At 63.3% G+C, this 20,840-nt stretch carries 24 protein-coding genes; 7 read left to right on the top strand and 17 right to left on the bottom strand.

Annotated elements, in window-relative coordinates:
• The first annotated feature begins 288 nt into the window (after positions 1 to 288).
• The 4 genes from AC5JDC_RS05425 to AC5JDC_RS05410 all read left to right on the top strand — a co-directional run bounded on the left by AC5JDC_RS05425 (position 289) and on the right by AC5JDC_RS05410 (position 4,458).
• Complete coding sequence (locus tag AC5JDC_RS05425; protein WP_495839824.1) at positions 289 to 1,545, top strand: MFS transporter; 1,257 nt, start codon at positions 289 to 291, stop codon at positions 1,543 to 1,545.
• 125 nt (positions 1,546 to 1,670) lie between these two features.
• The gene (locus AC5JDC_RS05420) at positions 1,671 to 2,579 is read left to right on the top strand and encodes an SDR family oxidoreductase (RefSeq protein WP_495839822.1); all 909 of its coding nucleotides are present in this window, start codon (positions 1,671 to 1,673) and stop codon (positions 2,577 to 2,579) included.
• A gap of 28 nt (positions 2,580 to 2,607) precedes the next feature.
• A complete protein-coding gene (locus AC5JDC_RS05415; protein ID WP_495839820.1) occupies positions 2,608 to 3,345 on the top strand; it encodes an SDR family oxidoreductase in 738 nt (245 codons plus the stop codon).
• 96 nt (positions 3,346 to 3,441) lie between these two features.
• Positions 3,442 to 4,458: a LysR family transcriptional regulator gene (locus AC5JDC_RS05410; RefSeq protein WP_495839818.1), complete on the top strand. Its 1,017-nt coding sequence runs from the start codon at positions 3,442 to 3,444 to the stop codon at positions 4,456 to 4,458.
• 144 nt (positions 4,459 to 4,602) lie between these two features.
• Here the strand turns inward: AC5JDC_RS05410 and AC5JDC_RS05405 are convergent, their stop codons facing one another.
• Positions 4,603 to 5,301, bottom strand: coding sequence for a helix-turn-helix transcriptional regulator (locus AC5JDC_RS05405; RefSeq protein ID WP_495839816.1), 699 nt, complete (start codon positions 5,299 to 5,301; stop codon positions 4,603 to 4,605).
• A 90-nt stretch (positions 5,302 to 5,391) separates the two neighbouring features.
• Between AC5JDC_RS05405 and AC5JDC_RS05400 the strand changes: the two genes are divergently transcribed.
• Both AC5JDC_RS05400 and AC5JDC_RS05395 read left to right on the top strand, forming a co-directional pair.
• Positions 5,392 to 5,814 (top strand): VOC family protein, encoded by a 423-nt coding sequence (locus AC5JDC_RS05400; protein ID WP_495839814.1) that lies wholly within the window; start codon positions 5,392 to 5,394, stop codon positions 5,812 to 5,814.
• 191 nt (positions 5,815 to 6,005) lie between these two features.
• Positions 6,006 to 6,785, top strand: a complete 780-nt coding sequence (locus AC5JDC_RS05395; protein ID WP_495839812.1) for an SDR family oxidoreductase — start codon at positions 6,006 to 6,008, stop codon at positions 6,783 to 6,785.
• A gap of 31 nt (positions 6,786 to 6,816) precedes the next feature.
• Here the strand turns inward: AC5JDC_RS05395 and AC5JDC_RS05390 are convergent, their stop codons facing one another.
• The 3 genes from AC5JDC_RS05390 to AC5JDC_RS05380 form a co-directional block, all read right to left on the bottom strand.
• Positions 6,817 to 7,383 carry a TetR/AcrR family transcriptional regulator gene (locus AC5JDC_RS05390; RefSeq protein WP_495839810.1) on the bottom strand — a complete coding sequence of 189 codons (567 nt, stop codon included), beginning with the start codon at positions 7,381 to 7,383 and terminating at the stop codon, positions 6,817 to 6,819.
• A complete protein-coding gene (locus AC5JDC_RS05385; RefSeq protein ID WP_495839808.1) occupies positions 7,380 to 8,345 on the bottom strand; it encodes an SDR family NAD(P)-dependent oxidoreductase in 966 nt (321 codons plus the stop codon). The genes AC5JDC_RS05390 and AC5JDC_RS05385 overlap by 4 nt, the downstream gene beginning before the upstream one ends.
• A gap of 528 nt (positions 8,346 to 8,873) precedes the next feature.
• Complete coding sequence (locus tag AC5JDC_RS05380; protein ID WP_495839806.1) at positions 8,874 to 9,839, bottom strand: SDR family NAD(P)-dependent oxidoreductase; 966 nt, start codon at positions 9,837 to 9,839, stop codon at positions 8,874 to 8,876.
• Positions 9,840 to 9,877: 38 nt separating this feature from the next.
• Between AC5JDC_RS05380 and AC5JDC_RS05375 the strand changes: the two genes are divergently transcribed.
• Positions 9,878 to 10,537 (top strand): TetR/AcrR family transcriptional regulator, encoded by a 660-nt coding sequence (locus AC5JDC_RS05375; RefSeq protein WP_495839804.1) that lies wholly within the window; start codon positions 9,878 to 9,880, stop codon positions 10,535 to 10,537.
• On the opposite strand, the gene AC5JDC_RS05370 is transcribed toward AC5JDC_RS05375, so the two are convergent.
• The 13 genes from AC5JDC_RS05370 to trbB form a co-directional block, all read right to left on the bottom strand.
• Positions 10,534 to 10,695, bottom strand: coding sequence for a hypothetical protein (locus AC5JDC_RS05370; protein WP_495839802.1), 162 nt, complete (start codon positions 10,693 to 10,695; stop codon positions 10,534 to 10,536). The genes AC5JDC_RS05375 and AC5JDC_RS05370 overlap by 4 nt on opposite strands.
• A gap of 63 nt (positions 10,696 to 10,758) precedes the next feature.
• Entirely contained in the window at positions 10,759 to 10,926 is a 168-nt protein-coding gene (locus tag AC5JDC_RS05365) for a hypothetical protein (RefSeq protein WP_495839800.1), read from the bottom strand.
• Between the two features lie 44 nt (positions 10,927 to 10,970).
• Entirely contained in the window at positions 10,971 to 11,201 is a 231-nt protein-coding gene (locus AC5JDC_RS05360) for a DUF2274 domain-containing protein (protein ID WP_495839798.1), read from the bottom strand.
• A gap of 1 nt (position 11,202) precedes the next feature.
• A complete protein-coding gene (locus AC5JDC_RS05355) occupies positions 11,203 to 12,426 on the bottom strand; it encodes a TraB/TrbI/VirB10 family type IV secretion system protein (RefSeq protein ID WP_495839796.1) in 1,224 nt (407 codons plus the stop codon).
• Positions 12,423 to 13,472, bottom strand: a complete 1,050-nt coding sequence (gene trbG / locus AC5JDC_RS05350) for a P-type conjugative transfer protein TrbG (RefSeq protein ID WP_495839795.1) — start codon at positions 13,470 to 13,472, stop codon at positions 12,423 to 12,425. Before trbG ends, AC5JDC_RS05355 begins: the two co-directional genes overlap by 4 nt.
• Positions 13,469 to 14,152: a conjugal transfer protein TrbF gene (trbF, locus tag AC5JDC_RS05345; protein ID WP_495839793.1), complete on the bottom strand. Its 684-nt coding sequence runs from the start codon at positions 14,150 to 14,152 to the stop codon at positions 13,469 to 13,471. The genes trbG and trbF overlap by 4 nt, the downstream gene beginning before the upstream one ends.
• Entirely contained in the window at positions 14,152 to 15,516 is a 1,365-nt protein-coding gene (gene trbL, locus AC5JDC_RS05340) for a P-type conjugative transfer protein TrbL (RefSeq protein WP_495839791.1), read from the bottom strand. Before trbL ends, trbF begins: the two co-directional genes overlap by 1 nt.
• Before the next feature lie 4 nt (positions 15,517 to 15,520).
• Positions 15,521 to 15,883, bottom strand: coding sequence for a putative entry exclusion protein TrbK-alt (gene trbK-alt / locus AC5JDC_RS05335; RefSeq protein ID WP_495839789.1), 363 nt, complete (start codon positions 15,881 to 15,883; stop codon positions 15,521 to 15,523).
• Between the two features lie 10 nt (positions 15,884 to 15,893).
• Positions 15,894 to 16,667, bottom strand: coding sequence for a P-type conjugative transfer protein TrbJ (gene trbJ, locus AC5JDC_RS05330; protein ID WP_495839787.1), 774 nt, complete (start codon positions 16,665 to 16,667; stop codon positions 15,894 to 15,896).
• On the bottom strand, positions 16,664 to 19,120 hold the full coding sequence (gene trbE / locus AC5JDC_RS05325; protein ID WP_495839785.1) for a conjugal transfer protein TrbE: 2,457 nt from the start codon (positions 19,118 to 19,120) through the stop codon (positions 16,664 to 16,666). The genes trbJ and trbE overlap by 4 nt, the downstream gene beginning before the upstream one ends.
• Before the next feature lie 12 nt (positions 19,121 to 19,132).
• On the bottom strand, positions 19,133 to 19,414 hold the full coding sequence (locus AC5JDC_RS05320; protein ID WP_495839783.1) for a VirB3 family type IV secretion system protein: 282 nt from the start codon (positions 19,412 to 19,414) through the stop codon (positions 19,133 to 19,135).
• A complete protein-coding gene (locus AC5JDC_RS05315; protein WP_024021669.1) occupies positions 19,414 to 19,746 on the bottom strand; it encodes a TrbC/VirB2 family type IV secretion system protein in 333 nt (110 codons plus the stop codon). The genes AC5JDC_RS05320 and AC5JDC_RS05315 overlap by 1 nt, the downstream gene beginning before the upstream one ends.
• Positions 19,743 to 20,678: a P-type conjugative transfer ATPase TrbB gene (gene trbB, locus AC5JDC_RS05310; RefSeq protein WP_495839780.1), complete on the bottom strand. Its 936-nt coding sequence runs from the start codon at positions 20,676 to 20,678 to the stop codon at positions 19,743 to 19,745. The genes AC5JDC_RS05315 and trbB overlap by 4 nt, the downstream gene beginning before the upstream one ends.
• Between the last annotated feature and the right edge of the window lie 162 nt (positions 20,679 to 20,840).

Here is a 20,840-nt window from a genome sequence, read left to right as displayed (position 1 = left end):
GATCGATTGAGCCGAGTGCCAACGCTAATCTATTCGTGCGCCTGAGGATGATGTTCGCGCACTTAAGATCCTGCGATAAGCGGGACGGACCCGGACGGCCCGTCTGAAGGGCCGTACAAACGAACGCAAGAGATGGGCTGGACAATCCAATGCCGGCAAGGATTGCAATTGCCCTGTTAGATTGTCCGACATGCCGGACGGCCCGTTCGCAACTATTCGGCTAATCGATCGATCATAACGCCGCTATCGTCTTGTTCAATCAATCGACGCAAGGCGAGGGAGGCTAACATGTCCTCGATCAATATACCTGCGGAGGTCAGGAGCAACTGGAAGGTTCTTGTCACCGCGATGGTCGGGACGGGCTGCGGTCTGCTTTCAATCACCTTTTACACACAAGGGCTTTTCTTTGCGTCCGTGACGGAAGAATTTGGCTGGAGCCGCGCCGAGTTCTTCGCCGGTTATACTGTCCTGATGCTCCTTGGGATCGTCACTGGCCCGCTCGTTGGCAAGCTGGTTGCTCGCTACGGCGTTCGGACAGTCGGCCTGGCAGGACTTGCCGGCCATGGCATCGGTTATCTCCTGCTGGCGATCAATCCGGGCTCGCTGGCGCTTTGGTATGTCAGCTACGGTATGCTTTCGATCCTGGCCGCTGGGTCATTGCCGATCACGTGGACTGCGCTCGTCAGCCGCCATTTCAGATCCCGGCTTGGTCTCGCGATCGGCATCACCATGTCCGGCACGGGCGTCGCTGCGGCTCTCGCCCCGCTCTATGTTCAGTTCGGTCTGGAAGCGTTCGGCTGGCGCATGACGTACGCTACCTTGGGGCTCATCGCCTGGGCGCTGGCGACGGCGGTCATTCTGTCCTTGTACCGGGAGCCGGAGGGTGGATCCCATGTCGCGCAGCAAAGCGCCGATCAGGACGGCCTGACGCCACCGCAAGCGTATCGCAGCTATCGCTTCTGGTTTCTCTGCGCCGCGGTTTTCATCCTTTCTCTCGCGGTCGCCGGCCTCGTACCGAACTTCGTGCCCCTGCTTGAAGAGAAAGGCATTGCCACCGCCGACGCCGGCCCGGTTGTTAGTCTTTTGGGAGTTGCTGTGATCGTGGGGCGCCTTAGCGCCGGCGCTGTTATGGATCGCATCTGGGCGCCTGCTGTCTCGGCGATCTACTTCACCGGCACGGTGCTTGGAATTCTCGTCGTATGGGCGTCGGCCTCGCTCTCGCTGTCGATTGCGGCGATTGCAGCCATTCTGGCCGGACTGGCACTAGGCGCCGAACTCGACATCATCGCTTACCTCACCCGCCGATATTTCGGCTCGCGCCGTTACTCCGAGATTTTTGGCAGCGTCTATGTGGCTTTCGCCGTCGGCGTCGGCCTCGCTGCTCCTCTCTGGGGTGCGCTGCACGATCGCAGCGGGAGCTACACTCCGCATCTCATCGGCTCGGTCATCGCTATCGCAGTCGCCAATGCCATGATCCTCGCGCTCGGTCGTTATCCCGATCGCCTCGGGACACGCGCTGAAGCGTCGAGCACGGCGACCGGCTGACTGTCCGACTGACCGGACGGGCCATCCGGTTCGTCGCCTCTAATCGCGACCGCTCGAAACCCTCACATCAACTTTCATCTGCCGACCAGAGCGCGTCGGTCCCCTCTGGATGCAGGAGACGTGCAATGTCCCAAGTGGTGCTCATCACCGGAGCGTCGAGCGGTTTTGGGTTGTTGACCGCCCAAACGCTCGCCCTTCAGGGTCACATCGTCTACGCCGGAATGCGCGATCTCGATCACCGCAACGCAAAGAAGGCGGAAGCGGCGACGAAATTCGCGACCGAGAATCAGGTTGTCCTCAATCCCATCGATCTCGACATCCAGCTCCAATCGTCGATCGATCAGGCAGTCGAGACGATCATCGACGAGCAGGGCACGGTGGATGTCGTGGTCCACAATGCCGGGCACATGACGTTTGGGCCTACCGAGGCCTTCACAGCCGAGCAACTGGCGGAGCTTTACGACGTCAATGTTCTCGGCACGCAGCGCGTCAATCGCGCCGTCCTTCCGCACATGCGCAAACGCGGTATCGGCTATCTGGTCTGGGTGTCGTCCACGAGCGTGCGGGGCGGCATCCCGCCGTTCCTTGGTCCCTATTTCGCAGCCAAGGCGGGAATGGACGCGCTTGCGGTGACGTACGCTTACGAGGTCGCGCGCTGGGGCATTGAGTCCACGATCGTCGTGCCTGGGGTGTTCACCGAAGGAACAAGCCACTTTGAGCATGCCGGTCAACCGGCCGACAGCGGCGTGGCGGCGGAATATGCGCGCGGTCCTTACGCCGGCATTCCCGACATTATCATGAGAGGGCTCGATCGTCTCGAGCCCGATAACAACAATCCGCAGCAGGTCGCCGACGCGATCGCCACGTTGCTCGCATCGCCTGTCCGCAAGCGCCCCTTCCGCGTCCATGTCGATCTGTCCCAGGACGGCTGCGAAGTCGTCGAAGCTGTCATGGATCGGGTGCGGGCTGAGTTCCTGCGTCGCACGGATCTCGGCGATCTCCTGATCGCGAGCAGCCCCAGCAATACCAACTGAACCTCAAACCCAAGAATAGGAAAAGACAATGTCTACTAACGATCGCCGTATCGCCATCGTCACGGGCTCATCCCGCGGTATCGGCCGCGCGGCAGCGGAGCGGCTTGCGCAAGACGGACTCGCCGTCATCATCAACTATGCCGGCAACGATGCCGCCGCCAGGGAAGCGGTGGACGCCATCACCGCCGCCGGCGGCGAGGTGAAGGCTTTCAAGGCGGACGTCGCGAGCGAAGAGCAGGTTAAGGCCTTGTTCGATTTCGCCGAGCAGGAATTCGGCGGCGTCGACGTCACGGTGAACTGCGCCGGCATCATGACGACCAAGCCCGTAGTCGATTTCACCGTGGAAGAATTCGACCGCATGCATGCGATCAATGTCCGCGGCACCTTCCTCGTGGCACGTGAGGCCGCTCGCCGGATGCGGGCAGGGGGCGCGATCATCAATATTTCCACCTCGGCGGAGCGGCAGGCCATGCCTGCTTATGGTCCCTATGCGATGTCAAAGGGCGCGGTAGAGGGCCTGAATCTGGTGCTCGCGCGCGAGCTCAGGGGCCGCGAGATCACCGTCAACGCAATCGGCCCCGGTCCAGTAGCGACGGAGCTGTTCCTCAACGGCAAGGACGATGCCCTGGTCGAGCGGATTGCAAGCTTCAATCCATTCAATCGGATCGGGCAGCCGCCCGAGATTGCCGAAGTGATCTCGTTCCTGGCCGGCCCCGCTCGCTGGATCAATGGGCAGACGATCTACGTCAACGGCGGCATGAACTGATCTTCCGCTTCGATGACCAATTGTGGCTTGTCCACGTCCGGCGCCTTGCACGCGCCGGGCGCGGACGGCTCTTGGTGATTACGAAGGCGCGGCGCCGTGCCTGATCTTTCCCTGGATCTACGGCATTTGAGGTGCGCTCTTTCGGTCGCGGAACTCGGCAGCTTTCGACGTGCCGCAAGGGCCCTCGAACTCCCACAATCGACGGTAAGCAGGCGCGTGCAGGGGCTGGAGCATCGGTTGGGCTTTCCACTCTTTGTCCGCAGCAGGCACGGCGCAACGCTGACGACTGCTGGCGCTGAGTTTCTCCGAGATGCGGTTGGAGGTGCCCATCAGCTCAGCCGTGCCGCACGGCGGGCAATCGAGTTTCATCGGGGCGACCGCGGACAACTCAAGGTCGGGGTACTGGCGTCGCTGACCTCGGGCTATCTACACAGACTGCTTCGGCTCTTTCGCAAGGAGCATCCAAATATTCACGTCCAGCTGAAGGAGTCGACACCTCACGAGGTTCTCCGCAGTTTAACTGCTGCGGACCTGGACGTGTCGTTCGTGACCGGGCATCCATCCATGCCGGGTTACGAAGTGAAATTGTTGTGGACCGAGTCCATCTTTGTCGCGCTTCCCGCCGACCATCGCCTCGCGTCGCTAGTCGAGCTGACTTGGACTGACATTCGAGGCGAGACCTTCATCGTCGGCCAATCTGGACCCGGCTCGGAGATCGAAGACTATCTGATCGGCAAACTTGGTCGCCCCGGATTCAGACCGCGAATTGACGTTCATGACGTATCGCGTGGCAGTCTCCTTGATCTTGTCGCTATGGGTTATGGCATCACACTAACCAGCACTTCGTCCGGCCCTGCCGAGGCACAGGGCATGGCGTTCCGGCGAGTCGTGGGCGAGACGAATATCCTGCCGTCAAGCGCAGTGTGGTTGCGCACCAACGAGAACCCTGCGCTACGCCATCTTTTGCTGTTGGCCGAGCGCATCTCGGGAGGCGGTAGCGCCGCAATTTCCAGCCTGGCACTGACGGCGTGGCTGTCGACTATGTTCGCCAAGCGGCCGGATGGAGTGAAATGGGTACTTGATCTTTGGGCGAGCTTCGAAGCACTGGTTTAAAGGCGAGGCCGATAGGATGGCACTTCAAAGTTTGAGCTTAAGGGAAAGATGAAGACGAGATTCGTGGATTTTGCGAGCGGCAAGGGCACATGCGGGAAACCTTCCGTTTTTGAAAACCCGATTTCAGGGCTGAGGCTGAGAGTGTCAGGCTTTCGACCTATCCCGTTCGCGTAGTCTTTGAAGATAGTCCTGCAACATTCGCGCGCGGCGAGGTCGAAAGCTTTGGCCGTCGTCATCTAACTTCTCGATCCGGTCGCTCCGGAACATGCGATAGTCCTGCCGCAGACAGCACCAGGCCAGTAAAGTCAGAGCACGTTCGGTATACATGACGGCCAGCGGGTAAATTGTGCGCTCCGTATCAGTGCCATTTCGGTCGGCATACCGGATCTTCAGTGCGCGTTCCTGCCAGCACGCGCTACGTACCAGGTCCATATCGACCGTGGCAGGCAATCGGGCATCGGGCCGATAGACCTGCGAAATCGCGTGAAACAATTGCTGCTCGCGCTCGTCAGGGAGCGTCGCCCCGACCTTGGCCTGAACGGAGGCGGCGGCCCGCGCAAGCGTAGCGTCGCCCATATGGCGCACCTCGGCGAGCCCGAGCGCCAACGCCTCGATTTCATCGCGATCCAGGGTCTGTGGCGGCAGGGCGTAATCCTCGATCAGCCGGTAGCCATAGCCCCGCTCGCCCTCGATCCGCGCGCCCGCCGCGCGCAGGCTATCGATATCGCGGTAGAGCGACCGGAGCGACACATCCGTTTCCTCGGCCAGACGTGCAGCCGTGATGGGCGCTTGCATCACGCGCATGGCCTGAAGAAGGCGAAACAGACGGTCGGCACGGGCCATTATTTTCCCTCGTCGATGTAACTGCCGAAAACTGACAGTTGGGTTTGTTTATACGTCGGCCATCGAAGCAATCAAATCGGACCCACGCCAATGTCGATACAGACCACCACCCATCTCAATTTTCGCGGGCAGGCCCGCGATGCGCTGGCTTTCTACCAGTCGGTTTTCGGCGGAGAGCTCGCCGCCATCTCCTACAAGGACGCGGGCGCGGTTCAGGACCCCGGAGAGGCTGACCAGATCATGTGGGGCCAGGTCGCAGGCGAAAACGGGTTTCGCGTGATGGCCTATGACGTCCCCTCGGCGATGGACTGGGACGCTGGAACCATCCCCGTCTTTGTTTCCGTGCGCGGGGACGACGCAATTGAACTTCGCGGATACTGGGACAAGCTTGAAGACGGCGCCGATGTGATCCAGCCGATCGGACCCGCGGCATGGTCGCCGCTCTACGGGATGCTCAGGGACCGTTTCGGCATCACCTGGGTGCTCGACATCGCCGTGGCCTATCAAGGCTGACCTCTTTCGAGGCAACGCTGCCGCGCTACGCACGCATTGGAGATGGATTGAACGTCCGTGGCGCGGCGATTACTGACCTTCACCAGCGTGGTTGAAATCGGTCACCTGGCTTCGGAAAGTTATTGTCAGCGACTGCACAACAGCCCTTTTCATCATTTATATCGGATGAAAACGCGAGAAAGAGGGTCCCCATGCGACTGACAAACAGAACAATCCTTATTACCGGGGGCACGTCCGGGATCGGCCTCGAATTCGCCAGACAGCTTCTTGCGAAGGGCAACAGCGTGATCGTCACAGGCCGCAATCAGGACAAGCTGGACGAAACAGCGCAGAGCTTACCTGGCGTTCTAATCCTTCGGAACGATGTCGGCGAGGTCGAGACAATCGAACCCTTCCGCGATGCCGTCCTGAGGGAGCATCCCGGCTTGGACATGCTGATCAACTGTGCGGGCCTCATGCGGAAGATCGATCTTCAGAAGGCCGGCACCGACCTGCCGGACGCCACGCGCGAGGTCGAGATCAACCTCAACGGCACGATCTGGATGACGCTCGCCTTCCTCGATCACCTCACATCGAAAGACGACGCCGCCATCGTCAACGTCTCGTCCGGCCTCGCATTCGTACCGATGGCCATCTCACCGATCTACTCGGCAACGAAGGCCGCAATCCACGCTTACACTCGATCGCTTCGCGCGCAGCTCTCGAATACATCCGTCAGGGTGTTCGAACTGGCGCCGCCGGGTACTGAAACGCCGCTCTTCCACGGCGATTTCACCCCCGAGGACACGGAAGGAATGGCGCCCATGCCGGTCGGCAAGATGGTATCGACAGCGATCAGGGGCATTGAGGCGGATCGTCTTGAGATCCGTCCTGGAGCGGCGAACCTGCTCAAGATGGCCAGCCGGATCGCCCCGGAGTTTGTTTTCGGCAAAGTGAACGGGTCGGTCAAACGGATGCAAGGGCGGGGCTGAGCCAGGCGCTGCGGGCCGGCCTATCGTAGCCTCATTTTCGGGGCGAGAGAAGGCTGAGCAGCAAATCCATGCTTTGACCGATGCTGTTAAGGCCTTTTTCCGGCCTTAGCCTCGCGTTTGCATCCAGGTTGATGAGGCCGTGCAGGGTGGCGAAAATCAGCCCGGCAAGGGCTGGACCCGGGACATCCGGCAGGTCTCCGGCAACCCGGCATTCTTCGACAAGAGCGGAGAACTCGCCAAATGTCGCGAAGGCCGCCTTCTCGACGTCGCCATGCTCACCGATATCGGGGTTATTGGCCATGAGCCGGTAGCGCGCGGGCTTCTCCTGACCATATTTGGCAAAGACGGCCAGCGCCCGCCTGAACTTGTCCATGGGCTTTTCGGACGACTGTCGGATGCTGCTAAAAGCATCCGACAGCATCGCGAAATCATCAGCTACCACGGCTGCCAATAGGGCATTCCGGCTTTTGAAATGCTTGTACGGCGCGTTGTACGATACCCCGACAGCCTGGGCGACAGCCCTGAGCGTGACGGCGTCTTCGCCGCCAGCGTCCAGTAACGCCGAGGCAGCCGCAACCAGCCTTCTTGCGGTGCTCATTTCAGAATTGCCGGCTCCTCCGATGGCTGCAAGCGAGCAAGACGCCTGGAGTCGTCCCACAGCTTTGCCGCGCTTGCTTCGTTGTAGGAGGCTTTCGAGGACTTTGCCACCAGCAACGATCCGTCATTCGACTGCAGATATTTGCCCGACATTTGCGCGTAACCAGGGTCCGCGGCGACCTTCGCCAGAGATGCTCCCGAAAAGTCCAGATGGCCCTGAGTGATTCCCATCATTCTCGTTATCCATCGCGTAAACGAGGATTTGGTGAGCGCCTGGAGCGGCGCGGGCAGGCTTCGCATCAAACCGGTTTCAGGTATCGAGCCGGGATCAAAAGCGATCGAGGCGATCGACTTGCCCGACCGCTTCAAGCGCCGATCGAGTTCGTAGGCACAAAGGATCATGCAGAGCTTGGAAGTGGCATAACGCTGACCACCTGAGATGGGTTTTGCGCCGTCCTTGCCCAGGTTGGCGAGAGCAACGGCATCCGCCTCGGCCGCTTTCCCAACGAACCTGCCGTCCCTTGTATTCGGGTCGTGCGTGCCGCTCGCGACGAATACGACGCGGCCGTTTTCGGCCAGGTGGTCGAGTAGCAATTGCACGAGCAGGAAATGGCCCAGGAAGTTGGTCGCAAACGTGATTTCATACTCGTCCACGCTATACGAAACCTTGCCCAGGAAATTCGCCCCGGCATTGCAGACGATTGCCTGCAGCGCGTCGATGTCGCCACTCGCGATCATGGAATTGCAAACCGCGACTGCGCTTCTGACCGAGTCGAGCGAGGCAACGTCGAGCCTGATTGCGCTGACCTTCACCCCATGAGCAGACCTCAACTCCGCAGCGACTGGTTCAATGCTCTTAAGGTTGCGACCCGCAAGGACAAGGTTGAGACCCATTGCAGCCAGATTTTTTGCACCTTCGAGTCCAAGGCCGGAATGTCCGCCCGTGATTAAGACTGTTGGCATAGAATGCTCCTAGGTTGACAACGTCAACCTATAGGCCGCGCAGGTTGACGTTGTCAACTCGCTCCCTTCGCACATATGGAGGTGACAGTCGGTTCGGAGTCACGTGACCCCGCATTTCATTCAGCGGGACGATCTGCTGACTGGCCCGTTGATCGTGTCCTGCCCGCGTTGCGGATTGCCCCAGCCGCGCGCTTTGAAGCAGAATGGTCTCCAGGAGTGTTCGCCATGCCTCTCGCGAGACTAATCAGTTCGAGGCCGAGCGGCCTGCCGCGATGATCGGCGCGCTTCCGTCGCTCTGTTGGCTGGTGGATCGACTTCTCACCCTCTCGCGCCTCATCGACCGATTCCCGACCCCTTTTGCGGCGACCATTGGGCGACACTCAAAGCCTGAGTATTTTCCTCCCCCCACGTCCGCCGAGGGGACTAACGTCTGCGACGGTGTCCTTCGACCGATGCTCCACGATCGAAGGATACCGTGACCAATTGAACGGTTTGGATCCGCGCGCGAGACAGATCTTTCATAAGAGGCTAGCCCGCGATGCCAGCAGGCAATCCGGTCATGGCCGCGCTGGAAGCCCAAAGCTCGCGAGCCTTGTTCTCATCGTAAGAGGCTGCAGATGAACGAACGGCCTGGCCGTTGGAGAAGTACCGGCCGCCTGGCACGGCATCGTCTCCGGTCGTGAGTACGGCAACACGCTTTGCTGAGGTTTCAGGCAAATGGACGTTGTTGTGCACCAGCCGCAGCAATGGCAGTACGTTCCGCATAACCCATCGCATCGGGGCGGGCCAAGATCGAGCTAGTCCCGTGGCCGGCATCAGGCCGGGATCAATGGCATTCACCTTGATCGAGGACAGCCGCGGATCGCCTGATGCGGCCAGCCGGCGTGAAAGCTCATAGGTGCAATAAATGTTGCAGAGCTTGGAAGTCGTGTAGCGACGCGCACCGGCGGTTTTGGACGCCTCGAAATCGTGAGCGACCACTTCCGCGTTCTCGTAGACGGCTGCGGGCATCCCAGTCCGCTCCTTGGGATCATGTGTACCGCTCGAGACGAAGGTGATCCGGCCGTCCTTAACCATGTCGTCGAGGAGAAGGCGTGTCAGTAGGTAATGCCCAAGATGATTGACCGCAAAAGTCATCTCATACCCTTCGACGGTTTTCGTCGGCATGGCGACGTTTTGCGTTCCCGCGTTACAGATGAGACCCTTGAGTGGCGGCAAGCTCGCATTACGCCAAGCCACCGCGAAATCTCTGATCGAAACCTGGCTCGCCAGATCGAGCGGCAGGAAAGCCGCGTGACCACCGAGGGCCGTCAGTCGGGCGACAGCGTCCCGTCCCAACTGGGGATTTCGACAGGCGATTACGACCATCGCGGTCTTGTCGGATGCTGCAACCTTTGCAGTTTCGAAACCGAGGCCGGCATTGCCGCCGGTGATGATGATCGAATGCGTGGGAGACATGGGATGCCTTTGCTCTAGAAGATTGAAGATGTACAATGTATATCTTTGCATCCGCTGAGTCAAGGTGTACATTGATGACCATGGCCTATCCGAGCAAGATCGACTCTCAAACCATCATGAACGGAGCCCTCGCGCTGCTGGAGCGCGAGGGCGAGGAGGCGCTGACGCAACGGCGTCTGGCCACTGAGGTTGGGGTAACGGCAAATGCCCTTTATCGATATTTCAGCAGTCGCGATATCCTGATCGCAGCCACAGCCGATGCCGTGGCTCAACGCCTCTATTCGGCAATCGAACAAGGAATGGCTGAACTTCCGAGCGACGCAGATAGCGAAGCCGGGGTCCGTAAGCTGCTCACGGTGTATTCCCACTTCGCCGAACAAAATGCCACGCTTTATCGGGTACTTCTCAGTGCAAAACGGGAGGCTGCGAGCCAACTCCCTCATCCACGATATCACGAGTTATTGTGGCCAAGGGTCGTCGGTATTCTTGAACCGCTGGCCGGCGCTGACAATGCGACGGCGGCAGCCGTTACGCTTTGGGGATTACTCCATGGAATATGGTCGCTGCGACAGGCCGACGTGCTCGGCGGCAAGAAGCCATCAGAAATCGATGACTACGCTTTCGATGTGTTGATTCAAGGAATGAAAGGAAATGTACATCCGAAATCTGAGGGCCGCCCGTCATCGGCCTCGCCCGTATCAACCGCATTGGCGCCATCCGCACCAAACGTCTAGCGGCTCATAGCCGCTATGTTGGTCCAGTCGTCGCCATAGCCGTTTGCCTCCTGTTGATCGAAACCGCCGGTCAGCGAGTAGCGGAAGGCAGTCATGAGCTTCTTTTTCTCAACCTCCTTCCGGTCCAGCACTTCAACGCGGATCAGTTCGTCTTGCATCCGTTGGGCCGTGCGAGCTGCTTGGGCGATAACCGCCGCAGACGTTCATAGGATACCTCCTGATTAGAATTTTTCGCGAACGAGCGCTTCGCTCTTCGCCCAAAGCTGCTCGGCGCGCTTCGGATCGAGGGCGCAGGACCTCACGCCGTCGCCGAATCCCGAAGTGTCCTCGATCGGAGCGACCCGGCAATCCTGCAAATAGCGGCCGCCGAACTCATCGCCGTCCGCCACCACGACACTCCAAACCGGCGTTGCGGCTATCCGCGCATGCACGCCTATTCAGTTGTCGGCTTTGCCCGACGCGCTTTTGCAAAGCCTCGATCTGTAGCGATGAAGTGCTGCACCATCGGGGCGATGAGCTTCGCTGGATCGGCGACCGGCTGTCCCGTCTCGCGCGCGAGAACCTCCGCATAGACAACGAGATCCCGATGCACAGGCGCAGGCAGTTCTACTGTTACCTTGATGGGTTTATCATCGACGATCGCGTTGAGCTTCAACTTGGTCATGTCACCCTCCGTAGGGCTCGAGAACGAGATCACGGGTGACAATGACCCGGACCGGAAAGCCTGGCCGGACGGTGAGTGTGGGCGAGATATTGAGCTGGCGCCGGACGATCTGTTGGCCCGCATCATTGATCGTGTCCTGACCGCCATCGCGGATCGCCTGGATCAGTCGATCGTCATTGTCCACGGCGAGTTCGGCGCCGACACTGAGCAGGGTCGAGAGGCCCGCGGCTTTGGCGAGGTCCCACCAATGGTAGTCGACGCCATCCCGTAGGCCGGCGTAGCCCTCGGCGTCTGCGCCAGGTTGGCGCTCGAGAACGATCGAGCGTCCATTCGGGAGGATCAACCGGTTCCAAACCAACAGTACGCGGCTTTGTCCGAACTGGACGTTATTGTCGTACTGGCCGATGACGCGTGTGCCTTGGGGCACGAGGAGGATGCGACCCGTCGGGCTGTCGTAGATATTTTCTGTCACCTGAGCGGTAATCTGGCCGGGGAGATCCGAACGGATGCCGGTGATCAGTGCGGCGGAGATCACGGCGCCCGCTTGCAGCACGTGTGGCGAGGCCGGCGCAGCGACGCGATCAGCGGCGACCGTTCGCCGATCTGCGGCAGCGTTCAAGAAGGCGCTCTGTCGATCCTGCGCCGTGGGCGTCGTCGGCGGCGGGGCCAGCCCGAGACTGGTAAGATCGGGCGTTGGTAGCGCGCCGGACGTTGCCTGGGACGGCGTTGTAGCCGCCGTCCGGGTTTCGGTGGAGGCGAACAAACGCGCCGTGCGTGCCGATTCAAGCTCCTGAATACGGCGCTGCTCTTCCGGACTGAGGCCGGGGTTGGGCGTGGCGACGCCGGGCGTCGGTAGGGGTTGGCCGCGATTCTGTGCGCCAAGGATGGGGCGGCCGAGGTCGCCCGGAAGCGGCGGGCCCAGTTGGGGCACGCCGCTATAATCGCGTGGCAAACCGGCGATGCCGTCGGCTGTCGAGCGGTTCTCAGTCGAGTAGAGTTCCTCGTTCGACCGGCCGCCATCGCGGGTCTGAAGCGCGTAGATGAGCGCGCCGCCGATCCCGACGCTCGCGACCAGGCCGAGACCCGTCAGCACTTTTCGCGATAGTCGGGTGACGCGCGGCGGTTCGGCGCGCAGCCGCATAGGCGCGGGACCGACCGGCTCGCCGGTCAACGGCCGAGCCTCCTCGTCCGGCCCTTCCTCTTTCCGGGGCTCTGTTTCGCTCACGATGCCGGCCTCCCATCGGTACGCACGATGCGGACGCGCTTTTGGCGATCGCCGGAGCCGAAGCGCAGCTCGGCGGCGGCGAAAAGCCGATCGACGATCATGTGATGGCCGCGCACCCGGTAGTTCACCAGCTCGGAGGTGTTGCCCTCGGGACCGACCACGAACAGCGGCGGCATCTCGCCCTGTCCAATCCCGCGCGGGAATTCGATGAAGACCTGGCGGCCGTCGTCAAAGGCGCGCAGCGGCCGCCACGGCGCGCGATCGCCGTCGATCGCGTAGCGGAAGTTGACGCTGGCGAGGTCGACGCCGGATGCAACCGGCTGCGCAGCCTCAGCCTGCTGGTTCTGACGGCGCAGCGCGATGAGCTGGTCCTGCGGATACTGCCAGGAGACGGAGGCCATGTAGGTCCGCTCGGTGGACCGCAACTCCATGTGATAGGTGCGCAGGTTGGTGTTGATGACGAGGTTGGTCATCAGCTCCGGCCGGGTCGGCTTCACCAGGATATGGACTTGAAGCGTTGGCCCGGCGCCGCTCTGCGTGTCGCCGATGATCCAGCGGACTGTGTCGCCGGCGGCAACCGGGCCGGAGCCGACGAGTTGCTCGCCCGGCTGCAACGCGATGTCGGTGATCTGTCCGACGGCGGTGTAGACCTGATAGAGCGCGCCTTGCGTGAACGGATAGATCTGCATCGAGTTGATGAAGCCGTTGCGCACCGGCTGAATGCGGGCGGCGGCGTTGGCCTGGTTGACACGTGCCGTGGGATCGGTCGGTTCCGGCGTGGCTCGGGATGGCTCGACGCGCTGCATCTGCCCGGGCAGCGGAAGCGGCCGCGGGATCTCGACCACGGTGACCGGCGCGGGCGGATCGACGGTCTGTACGGCCGGAGCAGCGGCGTCGTAGGAGATTTCGGGGGGCGGAGTGCTGGTGGCGCAGCCGGCAAACGCGGACGTCGCCAGCATCAGGAGCGGCAATGCGCCCCGGCGCAAAGCCGGAACTGCGGAATTGTGCGAAGCCGGGTTTCCGGCTTTACGGAACGACGGCTTCATTGACCAAGCTCCCGTGACCAGTTGATGGCGTTGACGTAGATGCCGAGCGGGTTCGCCCTGAGCCGATCGGCGTTGCGTGGGACCTGCACGACGATTGTCAGGATCGCGGTCCATCGTTCGGTGGTGGCGAGCTGGCCATTCTCGTACCGGCGCTCGACCCAAGCGACACGGAAGCTGTCAGGAGACGCGCGGATGACGCTGGAGACTTCGACGGCGATCTGCTGGCGGCCGACCTTGGTGAACGGGTCGTTGGCCCGCGCATAATCGTTGAGCGCCGTCGCGCCGCGGTCGGTCGTGAAGTCGTAGGCGCGCAGCCAGTTCTGCCGCACGATGATGGCGTCGGCCGGGATCGAGCGGACCTGCTCGATGAACCGCGCCAGGTGGAAGGCTATCTGGGGATCGGTCGGACGATAGGCGGCAACAGCAGGCGCCACGGCTTGCGCCTGGCCGAGCCGGTCGACCTGCACCACCCAGGGAACGATCGTGCCGCGTGCCGATTGCCAGACCAGCGCGGTGGCGAAGCCAGCCGAGAGGATCAGCGAACCGAACGCCATCAGCCGCCAGTTCTTCGCCTGGACGCGCGACGCGCCGATCCGTTCGTCCCAGATCTGTGCGGCGCGCTGATAGGGCGTCTCGGGTTCGGGGGCTTTGCCATAGTGGGTGGAGGGTCGTTTGAACATCAGCGGTCGCCTTCGGAAAGATTGACGGAAGAGCCGCCGCCATGGGCGTCACCGGAGCGCACGGCATGGGCGGTCGCCTGGACGGCGTGGGTCATGCGTTGGGAGCGGCGCATGCGCTGCGCCCATGCGGGCGGCCCACCCGCGGCTGCCGGAGCAGCCGAGCCGCCACCGTCGCCGGCTGCGTCACCACCGACCGAGCCCATCGTCGAGGAGCCGCCGGTGGACTCGAACGCGGCCTTGCCACCGGCATTGAAGCTGGAGCGCATGCTCTCGGCGGCGCGTGAGGCGGCACGGCGCAGCGGCGAGACCGCCGCGCTGCCGCCAGCACGGGCGACGGCGCCGAGGCCGGATGCGACGCCACTGGCGCCTGACTGGCCGGCCGCGCCGAGGCTGTAGGCCGTGGATGCGCCGCCCGCGATCGCGGCGCCGCTCCGGGCCGCGGCTGCTGCGCCTCCGGCCAGCGCTGCGCCGCCGGATGCAACGGCGCCGACCGCGCCAGCTCCGGCGGCAATCATGCCACCGGCAGCGAGGCCCGTACCCACCGCCGCGCCGGCGCTGAGCTGCGGGCCGCCGGAGACGATGCCGCTGGCGATGCCGGGGCCGAAGATGCCGAGGCCAAGGAGCGACAGTGCGGCCAGGACGATAGCCATCGCCTCGTCGATCGAGGGCGTGGCGCCGCCAAAACCAGCAGTGAACTCGGAGAAGAGGGTCGAGCCGATGCCGATGATGACGGCGAGCACCAGCACCTTGATGCCGGACGAGATGACGTTGCCGAGCACCCGTTCGGCCATGAAGGCGGATTTGCCGAACAAGCCGAACGGGATCAGCACGAAGCCAGCGAGTGTTGTCAGCTTGAACTCGATGAGCGTGACGAAGAGCTGGATGGCGAGGATGAAGAAGGCGAGCAGCACCAGCCCCCAGGCAAGGAACATGCAGGCGATCTGGATGAAGTTCTCGAAGAACGACCAGTAGCCCATCAGGCCGGAGATCGATTCCAGCAGTGGCCGCCCGGCATCGAGGCCGGTCTGCGCCACCTTGCCGGGCCGCAGCAGGTCGGCGGTGGTAAAGCCTGTGCCGCTGGCCTTCAGGCCCAAGCCCGCGAAGCTTTCGAATACGATGCGGGCGAGATTGTTCCAGTTGCCTATGATGTAGGCGAACACCCCGACGAACAGCGTTTTCTTCACGAGCCGGGCGAAAATGTCGTCGCCGCCGCCCCAGGACCAGAACAGCGCTGCCAGTGTCACGTCGATCACGATCAGCGTCGTGGCGATGAAGGCGACTTCGCCGCTCAGCAGGCCGAAGCCGGAATCGATGTAGCGGGTGAAGACTTCGAGGAAGTGGTCGATGACGCCGGTGTTGCCCATGACGCTACCGCGTCTCGGCCGGCGGCGACACTGGCACGGGCTGGGCCGGGAGAGCCGCGTCCGATGGCGGGTGTGGAGCTGGCGCCGCTTCCGGCAGCCGCTCTGCCGGCCGAGCGCCCGGCGCGAGGAAGCGATTGCGGTTCTCGGCCCAAGCCCGCAGGCAGGCCGCGTCACGCGGCCCGGCTTCTCCGAGGGCCTGGCAGCGGAACAGCTCGTCGCGCAGCGGGTCGGACGGAGCCGTGTTCGACCGTGATGAAGCCCAGCGCTCCGGCTCCTCCTCATTCCGGCTCATCTCGATCGCTGTCGCAGTGATGGCCACCGCGACGAACACCACCGCGCCAAGTCGGGCGAGCATCTTGCCGTCCATGACCACGCCCTCAGTTGCCGCTGTTCGGGAACATGCGGGCGTTGCCCGCCTGGTAGCCGGAGCCCGGTGTCAGGAAGCGGCGGCGCTGCTCGCGGCCCTGCTCGGCGGCTGCGGCGCGCTCTGCCTCTGACAGCGCCTGTGCCCGACCGTTGGCAGCAGCGACGGCCGTGAGATCGGCAAGTTGCTGTGCCTGAAGCGCGAGGAGCTGGTTGCCGGCCTGCGTCGCCTGCAGCGCGCCCGTCGCCCCCTGGCTGCGACCGATCAAGGAGGACATCTCAGTCCGGTTGGTGTCGATGTTGCCGACGACACCGGCCTGCACGCGCATGGCGTCCTGCAGCCCGCCGACGGTGTTCTGCCAACGCTCGCGCGCCCGCGCCATGAGCGCCTGATCGGAGGCGGACATCGAGGCGTTGCCGTAGGTGGTTTGGAACGCCTGATCGATGTTCTGGACATCATAAGCGATGCGCTGCGCCTGTTGCAGTAGCTGCTGGGTGCGTTGCACCGACTGCTGAAGCTGCTGGAGCGACGAATACGGCAGGCTCGCGAGATTGCGGGCCTGGTTGATGAGCATCGTCGCTTCGTTCTGCAGCTGGGTGATCTGTTGATTGACCTGCTGAAGGGTGCGGGCCGCCGTCAGGACGTTCTGCGCATAGTTGGTCGGATCGTAGACGATCCATTGCGCGGCAGCCGGGCTGCTGATGATCGGCGAGAGCGCCATGGGCGCGGCGAGGAGAATTGCAGCGACGCGCATGGCGCGCGAGCGGGAATGAACGGAGCGGGTCATGGGCGTGCCTCCGGATCGGTTTGGGGGGTGACGTTGATGAGATCGGCGATGAGGTCGGCCGCCCAACCGAGGCGGTTTTCAGCGAGCCACTCGGCGAGGAATCCGTCGGTGCCGCTACGGGCATGCACCTCGGCGATGAGGGCTTGGTGCTGTTTCGAGGAGGCGGCGCAGAGCGCCAGAGCGACATCGGAAAGGCCCAGCTCGAACAGGCGATTGCCTCGCCGCGACTGGCAGTAATAGTCGCGCTTAGGCATGGCCCGCGCCAGGATCTCGATCTGGCGATCGTTCAACCCGAACCGGCGATAAATCGCGGTGATCTGCGGTTCGATTGCGCGCTCGTTCGGCAGTAGGATGCGGGTCTGGCAGCTTTCTATGATGGCCGGTGCGATTGCCGAGCCGTCGATGTCGGAGAGCGACTGAGTGGCGAAGATGACGCTGGCGTTCTTCTTGCGCAGCGTTTTCAGCCATTCGCGGAGCTGCCCAGCGAAGTCCTCGTCATCGAGTGCGAGCCAGCCTTCGTCGACGATCAGCAGCGTGGGCCGACCATCGAGACGGTCCTCGACGCGGTGGAAGAGATAGGCGAGGACGGCGGCCGCAGCGCCGGTGCCGATCAGTCCTTCGGTTTCGAATGCCTGCACCGAGGCCTCGCCGAGATGTTCGGCTTCGGCGTCGAGCAGGCGTCCATAGGGGCCGCCCACGCAGTAGGGCCGTAGCGCCTGCTTGAGATCATTCGATTGCAGCAGGACCGACAGGCCCGTCAGCGTGCGCTCGCTGATCGGCGCGGAGGCGAGGGAAGAAAGCGCCGACCAAAGATGCTCCTTGACCTCGGGGGTGATCGAAACGCTCTCGCGTCCCAGAATGGCGGCGAGCCAGTCAGCCGCCCAGGCCCGTTCCGCGACGACATCAATGCGTGCGAGCGGCTGCAGCGAGACACCGTCGTCGGCGCCTTCGGTGAGCCCGCCGCCGAGATCGTGCCAGTCGCCGCGCATGGCTAGCGCGGCAGCGCGGATCGATCCGCCGAAGTCGAACGCGAAGACCTGGCTTTGGGGATAGCGCCGGAACTGCAACGCCATCAACGCCAGTAGCACCGACTTGCCGGCGCCGGTCGGGCCGACGATCAGCGTATGGCCGACATCGCCGACATGGATGGAAAGCCGGAACGGGGTCGAGCCCTCGGTCTTGCCGAACAGCAGTGGGGGCGCTGCAAAATGCTCGTCCCGTTCCGGTCCCGCCCACACCGCCGACAGCGGGATCATGTGGGCGAGATTCAATGTGTTGATCGGGGGCTGCCGGACACTGGCGTAGACATGGCCGGGTAGCGAGCCGAGCCAGGCGTCCACGGCGTTGATCGTCTCGGGCATGGCGGTGAAGTCGCGGCCCTGGATGATCTTCTCGACGAGGCGCAGCTTCTCGGCCGCAATGCGCGGGTCCTCATCCCAGACGGTGATCGTCGCCGTGACATAGGCCTGGCCGGCATAGTCGGCGCCCAGCTCCTGCAACGCCATGTCGGCATCGGCAGCCTTGTTAGACGCATCGGTATCGACCAGTGCCGACGCCTCGTTGGTCATCACCTCCTTCAGAATGGCGGCGATCGACTTGCGTTTGGCGAACCACTGCCGCCGGATCTTGGTCAGCAGCTTGGTCGCGTCGGTCTTGTCGAGTAGGACGGCGCGCGTCGACCAGCGATAGGGAAAAGCAAGCCGGTTCAGCTCGTCGAGGATGCCGGGCGTGGTCGCGGTCGGGAAGCCGACAATGGTGAGGATGCGGACATGCGCGTCGCCGAGCCGGGGCTCAAGCCCGCCAGTCAGCGGCTGATCGGCGAGCAGCGCGTCGAGATACATTGGCGTTTCGGGCACGCGGACGCGATGCCGCTTTGTCGAGACGGTCGAGTGCAGATAAGTCAGCGTCTCGCCGTCATCGAGCCAGTCGCACTCTGGCATGAAGGCGTCGATGAGGTTGAGAATGCGGTCAGTGCGATCGACGAAGCCGCGCAGGATTTCGTGCGCATCGACGCCGGCGTGATCGCGGCCTTCATAGAGCCAGGTCTCAGCGCGGGCCGCATCCTCGGCCGGCGGCAGATAGAGGAAAGTCAGGAAGTAGCTGGACTCGAAGTGCGCGCCGGCCTCCTCGAAGTCCGCCTTGCGTTCGGCGTCGACCAAGGCGGAGGCGCTGTCGGCGAACATGCTGGCGGGATAGGTCGCGGCGCCATAGCGCTGCGCCTCGACGAAGATGGCCCAGCCGGAGCCGAGACGACGGAAGGCATTGTTGAGCCGGCCGGCGACCGCGACCAGCTCAGCCGGCACGGCGCTGTCGAGGTCGGGACCGCGAAAGCGTGCGGTACGCTGCAGGCTGCCATCCTTGTTGAGCACGACGCCTTCGCCGACCAGTGCGACCCACGGAAGGAAGTCGGCGAGCCGGGAGTTGCGGTTGCGGTACTCGGCGAGGTTCATCATCAGCTTCGCTCCTCAGACCGACAGGTGGCCGGGGATGCGCAGATGTTTGCGCACGACGTCGACGAACTGCGGATCGCGCTTGGCGGCCCAAACAGCCGCGAAATGGCCAACCGCCCAAAGGCCTAGGCCGACCAGCCAGAGGCGCAGGCCGAGGCCGAGCGCCGCCGCCAGCGTCCCGTTCAGGATGGCGATCGAGCGTGGCGCGCCGCCGAGCAGGATGTGTTCAGTCAGCGAGCGATGGACCGGAACCGAAAAGCCCGGCACTTCGCCTGCCGTCTCCGCCGACGTCGCCATCAGACCAGCGCTCCGCCGCCGAACGAGAAGAACGACAGGAAGAAGCTGGACGCGGCGAAGGCGATCGACAGGCCGAAGACGATCTGGATCAGGCGCCGGAAGCCGCCCGAGGTGTCGCCGAAGGCCAGCGTGAGGCCAGTCACGATGATGATGATCACCGCGACGATCTTGGCGACAGGGCCCTCGATGGATTCGAGGATGGACTGCAGCGGCGCTTCCCACGGCATGGACGAACCGGATGCGTGGGCAGCCGGAGCGAGCGCCAAGGTGAGGAACGTGACGGAGGCAGCCGTCGCGATGTGACGGCGGATTCGCATGGCATGCTGGATCATGACGGATCTCCTGTGGGGTGCTGGCTGGCTGGGAGGACGCGGTAATCGCCGTCGGCGCCGAGCCCTTCGACGCGAGCGAGTTCGGTGAGGCGGCGCGAGTCGCCGCGGCCGGAGAGCACGGCAACCAGATCAATCGTCTCGGCGATCAGGGCGCGCGGAACGGTGACTACAGCTTCCTGGATGAGCTGCTCGAGGCGGCGGAGCGCGCCGATGGCGGTGCCCGCATGAATGGTGCCGATGCCACCCGGGTGACCGGTGCCCCAGGCTTTGAGCAGATCGAGCGCTTCAGCGCCGCGTACCTCGCCGACCGGGATGCGATCGGGGCGCAAGCGCAGCGAGGACCGGACGAGATCGGACAGCGAGACGACGCCGTCCTTCGTGCGCATGGCGACGAGGTTCGGGGCTGCGCATTGCAACTCGCGCGTGTCCTCGATCAGCACAACGCGGTCGGAGGTTTTCGACACCTCGGCCAGCAGCGCGTTGGTGAGAGTGGTCTTGCCGGTCGAGGTGCCGCCGGCGACGAGGATGTTGCGGCGGTCCGCGACGGCCTGCCGCAGCGTCTCGGACTGAGTTGCGGCCATGATCCCAGCGGCGACGTAATCGTCGAGCGTAAAAACGGCGACGGCCGGCTTGCGGATCGCAAAGGCGGGCGCGGATACAACCGGCGGCAACAGTCCTTCGAACCGCTCCCCCGTCTCGGGCAGCTCGGCCGAGACACGCGGGGCGCCGGGATGAACCTCGGCGCCGACATGATGGGCGACCAGTCGGATGATCCGCTCGCCGTCCGAAGGCGACAGCAGCTCCCCCGTGTCGGCAAGGCCTTCGGAAAGCCGGTCGACCCAGAGCCGTCCATCGGGGTTGAGCATCACCTCGACGATCGCCGGGTCTTCCAGAAACCGGGCGATCGCCGGCCCAAGGGCCGTGCGCAGCATGCGGGCGCCGCGAAGGATTGCTTCCGATTTCTGGTGAGTTGCCGCCACGTCGTCCCCGTTCTCTTGCGGGACCGCGACATGCGGCCCTGGATCGGGGATGAGTAGAAGAGGCAGAAATCATGGCCTGACAACAACCATAATATGGCCGTCGTACTGTGGCGT

The organism is Kumtagia sp., assembly GCF_059502445.1.
This window is presented reverse-complemented; position numbering and strand designations above follow the sequence as displayed.